This window comes from Allobosea sp. P1_A7 (genome assembly GCF_056406775.1).
The window spans coordinates 1-3,282 of sequence record NZ_JBFTZN010000427.1 but is presented as its reverse complement, the minus strand read 5'-3'; the positions used below and the strand labels follow the sequence as shown (position 1 = coordinate 3,282).

Genomic DNA, 3,282 nt, shown 5'->3' with positions numbered 1-3,282 from the left:
CCCCGCAAGATGGCGCTGGAGGCCATCGTCCATACGTTCCTGGGCGTCTGTTTCGCGGCGGTGCGCCGGCCGGACATCCTGCACATTCATGCGGTTGGCCCGGCATTGATGGTGCCTCTCGCCCGTCTCCTGGGCATGAAGGTGGTCGTGACCCATCACGGCTATGATTACGACCGGCAGAAATGGGGCGGCGTTGCCCGGCGCGCCCTAAGACTTGGCGAGTATCTCGGCATGCGCCTGTCCCATGGCCGGATCGCGGTCTCGCGCGAGGTCGCCCAGACCATGAGCTCCCGCTACGATACGCCGGTCAGCTTCGTGCCGAATGGTGTGGCCATCTCCCGGGGCGCGCATCGGACTGGCTTCCTGGCGGAGTTTGGCCTGCAGCCCAAGCGTTATGTCCTGCTTGCCGCCCGCCTCGTTCCGGAGAAGCGGCAAACGGACCTCATCGAAGCATTTGCGCGGAGCGGGCGCTCCGACCTTCGCCTGGTCCTGGCGGGTGGAGCGGAGTTTGAAACCGCCTATTCCCTGCAGGTCAGGGAGATGGCCCAGGCCGTGCCCGGCGTCGTCTTGACTGGTTTCCAGTCCGGCGACAGGCTTGCCGAACTCTTCGCCAATGCCGCGCTCTTCGTCCTGCCGTCGAGCCATGAGGGGATGCCGATCGCGCTCCTGGAGGCCATGGCGTCCGGCCTCCCGGTGCTCGCCAGCAATATCGCCGCGAACCGGGAACTTGGCCTGCCTCCGGAGGATTACTTTCCGCTTGGCGATGTCGATGCGCTCGCCGCGGCGATAATGGCAAAGATCGCCAATCCGATCAGCGAGGAGCAGGCCCGCTCCCAGATCAAGCGGGTGGAGCTGGCCTATAGCTGGCCGAACGTCGCCCAGAAGACGCTGGAGGTCTATCGGGCGCTGCTGGCGAAATAGGCGGGCTTCCATTGTGAGCGAGAGCGCGCGATAGAGCGCCAGCAGCTCGCCGCCCCACAGCCAGAGATCGACGGACCATGACATTCAGGATAGTTCTACGCGCCCTGGCATGGTTCACGCTCGCCTTCATCGCTTACGCAACCTTGTCCGCGATCGAGCTGCGCCCGAGAATCGGCGATGCCGTTCATCTCGAACGGTTCGGCGCATTCGGCCTCTTGGGTTTCCTCTTCGCCACCGCCTATCCCCGGCGAATTGGGATCATACTCCTGCTGACCATCGGGATCGCAATAGGGTTGGAGCTCTTCCAGATGCTGTCACCCGACAGGCACGCGCGGCTGGGAGATGCCCTGGTCAAGATCGCCGGAGGTGTGAGCGGCGTCGCGGCGAGTTGGCTGTCTGCCCGCCTGCTGCCGTGGCTCACAGCCTACCTGGATCGTGAGCGGCTCAGGGGGTAGGCGTCTCGCTGCATCAGCGGCAGCGTCGGCCAGCATGCTATCATTGTTGTGAGGAGGGTGATGCTCTCGATGATACAACTGATTGCAGCCTATTCGGACGCAGTGATCCTGATCATCTGCGGATTGTCGACGGCGGTACTGGGGGTACTGCTCGCCTCCATTGCCCGTCGCCTTTGGTTTGCCCGGCCTCGGGACGCTGTCGACGAGCCCAACAAGCTCGCCGAGGTCGTTCATGGCAGTCTGCTGGCCTTCTCGGTTTTCGTGCTCGCCCTGATGCTTGCGGATGTCCGTGTAAATCTGGCGCGGGCTGATGACGCGGTTTCGCGTGAAGGCTCCTATATCGCGCGCCTCGATCGGGATCTCGCGAGTCTCGACGGGAGCGAGCCCGAGGCGGCGCGGAAGGCCCTGCGAGACTATGTCGGCGCCGTGACCCGCGATGAGTGGCATTCCCTCTCGACCGAGGATGCCGGGCTTTCTGCGACCGCTGATCGTGCGYTCGCTGCGTTGGTCCTGCAGGTGCGCAAGGTTGCGACGGAGTATCGGGATTCGGCCTCCTCGCTGCGCGGATTGCTGGACAGGCTGGAGGAATATCGCCAGGGGCGGCTCGAAACTGCGACCAAGAGCGTGCCGGGGATTTTCTGGTGGATGATCCTGATCTTTCTGCTCGGCGCGATGCTGATGAACGGCCGCTTTTACCTGAATCCTGCCGCTCTTGCCCTGATCGCGGCGCATATGGGCGCAATCGGCATGGTGCTCGGCCTCATCATCATCATGGACGAACCGTTCAGAGGCGAAACGAGCATTTCATCGGCGCGGGTGAGCCAGGCCATCAAGAGCCCGCAATAGGCGAGGCGCTCCCAGGCGGAGCTGGACGCGCGTCTCGCAAGGCAGGCACGCCATTCCCCCAGGTACAGATCGACTGGCGTCTCCAGCTGTGGTGCATTGCGCCGGGGCTCAAAGGGAGGAGCGCGTCATGGCTACCTATGTCGTCCTCGCGAACTTAACCGATCAAGGCATCCGTAACGTCAATGACAGCGTCAAACGCCTGGAAGCATTCCGGGAGATGGCGAAATCCAAGGGGATCACCGTCAAGGACGCCTATTACACGCTCGGCAAGTATGACGTCCTCGTCACCGTGGATGCTCCCGACGAGATGAGCGCCACTGCGCTCAGTCTTGCCGTTGCCAAGCTCGGTAACATCCGCAACCAGACGATGCGGGCTTTCACCCCGGCCGAGATGACCACGATCCTCGGCAAGGTCTAAGGAGGCCGGAGCGCGGCGCGTCGTCAGGTCGCGCTGCGCTTCCGTTTCAGGGGAATCCTTCGCTTCTTTCGCGTGGTTTCCCCTGGCGGGGGCGGCTTGCCCGCACTCTCGTCATGGGGTGCGACAGCGCTGGCCACGTCCTCCAGCTCGCGCAGCAAGGCMTGCAGAGTCGCAAGTTTCTCGTCGCCAAAGCGGCTGGTGATGTCGCGGTAGATCGCTTCCGAGACCGGCGTCACCGTTTCGATCAAACTGGCGCCGGCCGGGCTGATCGAGATGATGGCGCGACGCAGATCACGCTGATCGGCCCCTCGCGTGATGAGGTGTCTGGCCTCGAGGTCGACGAGGATCCGCGACAGGCTTGGCGCGAGCAGGAACGTTGCGCGCGCGAGATCGGTCACCTCCAGGCTGGGCACCGAGTTCAGCGCCCGCAGCACCCGCCATTGCTGCTCCGTGATTTCATATTGCCGCAGCGACGGCCGAAAGCAGCGCATGACCGCTTCGCGCGCCCGCAGCAGGGACATCGGCAGGGATTTCGAGAAATGGCGAAGATGGACACGCGTCCCACCTTGCGAGGACTCATTGGGGGGTGGAGCGGGGCTTCTCAAACGTGGTCCCTTCCGGGGCGGTGCGCAGGATCAGAGC

5 protein-coding genes are annotated in these 3,282 nt (G+C 63.8%); 4 read left to right on the top strand and 1 reads right to left on the bottom strand.

What is annotated here, in order from left to right:
- The 4 genes from AC1D34_RS35625 to AC1D34_RS35610 form a co-directional block, all read left to right on the top strand.
- Nucleotides 1–921 (top strand): glycosyltransferase family 4 protein (locus AC1D34_RS35625; protein ID WP_476826795.1); only part of this gene is annotated, 921 nt, incomplete at its 5' end.
- A 77-nt stretch (nt 922–998) separates the two neighbouring features.
- Nucleotides 999–1,376, top strand: a complete 378-nt coding sequence (locus tag AC1D34_RS35620) for a VanZ family protein (RefSeq protein WP_476826794.1) — start codon at nt 999–1,001, stop codon at nt 1,374–1,376.
- Nucleotides 1,377–1,445: 69 nt separating this feature from the next.
- A complete protein-coding gene (locus AC1D34_RS35615; protein ID WP_476826793.1) occupies nt 1,446–2,222 on the top strand; it encodes a bestrophin-like domain in 777 nt (258 codons plus the stop codon).
- Between the two features lie 127 nt (nt 2,223–2,349).
- A complete protein-coding gene (locus AC1D34_RS35610) occupies nt 2,350–2,640 on the top strand; it encodes a GYD domain-containing protein (protein ID WP_476826792.1) in 291 nt (96 codons plus the stop codon).
- 23 nt (nt 2,641–2,663) lie between these two features.
- Here AC1D34_RS35610 and hpaR read toward each other — a convergent pair whose 3' ends face one another.
- Nucleotides 2,664–3,161, bottom strand: coding sequence for a homoprotocatechuate degradation operon regulator HpaR (hpaR, locus tag AC1D34_RS35605; RefSeq protein WP_476826791.1), 498 nt, complete (start codon nt 3,159–3,161; stop codon nt 2,664–2,666).
- Nucleotides 3,162–3,282: the final 121 nt, after the last annotated feature.

Excerpts from the sequence above, each read along its gene's own strand:
- AC1D34_RS35610 (WP_476826792.1), top strand. The coding sequence starts at position 2,350 with ATGGCTACCTATGTCGTCCTCGCGAACTTAACCGATCAAGGCATCCGT.
- AC1D34_RS35620 (WP_476826794.1), top strand. The coding sequence starts at position 999 with ATGACATTCAGGATAGTTCTACGCGCCCTGGCATGGTTCACGCTCGCC.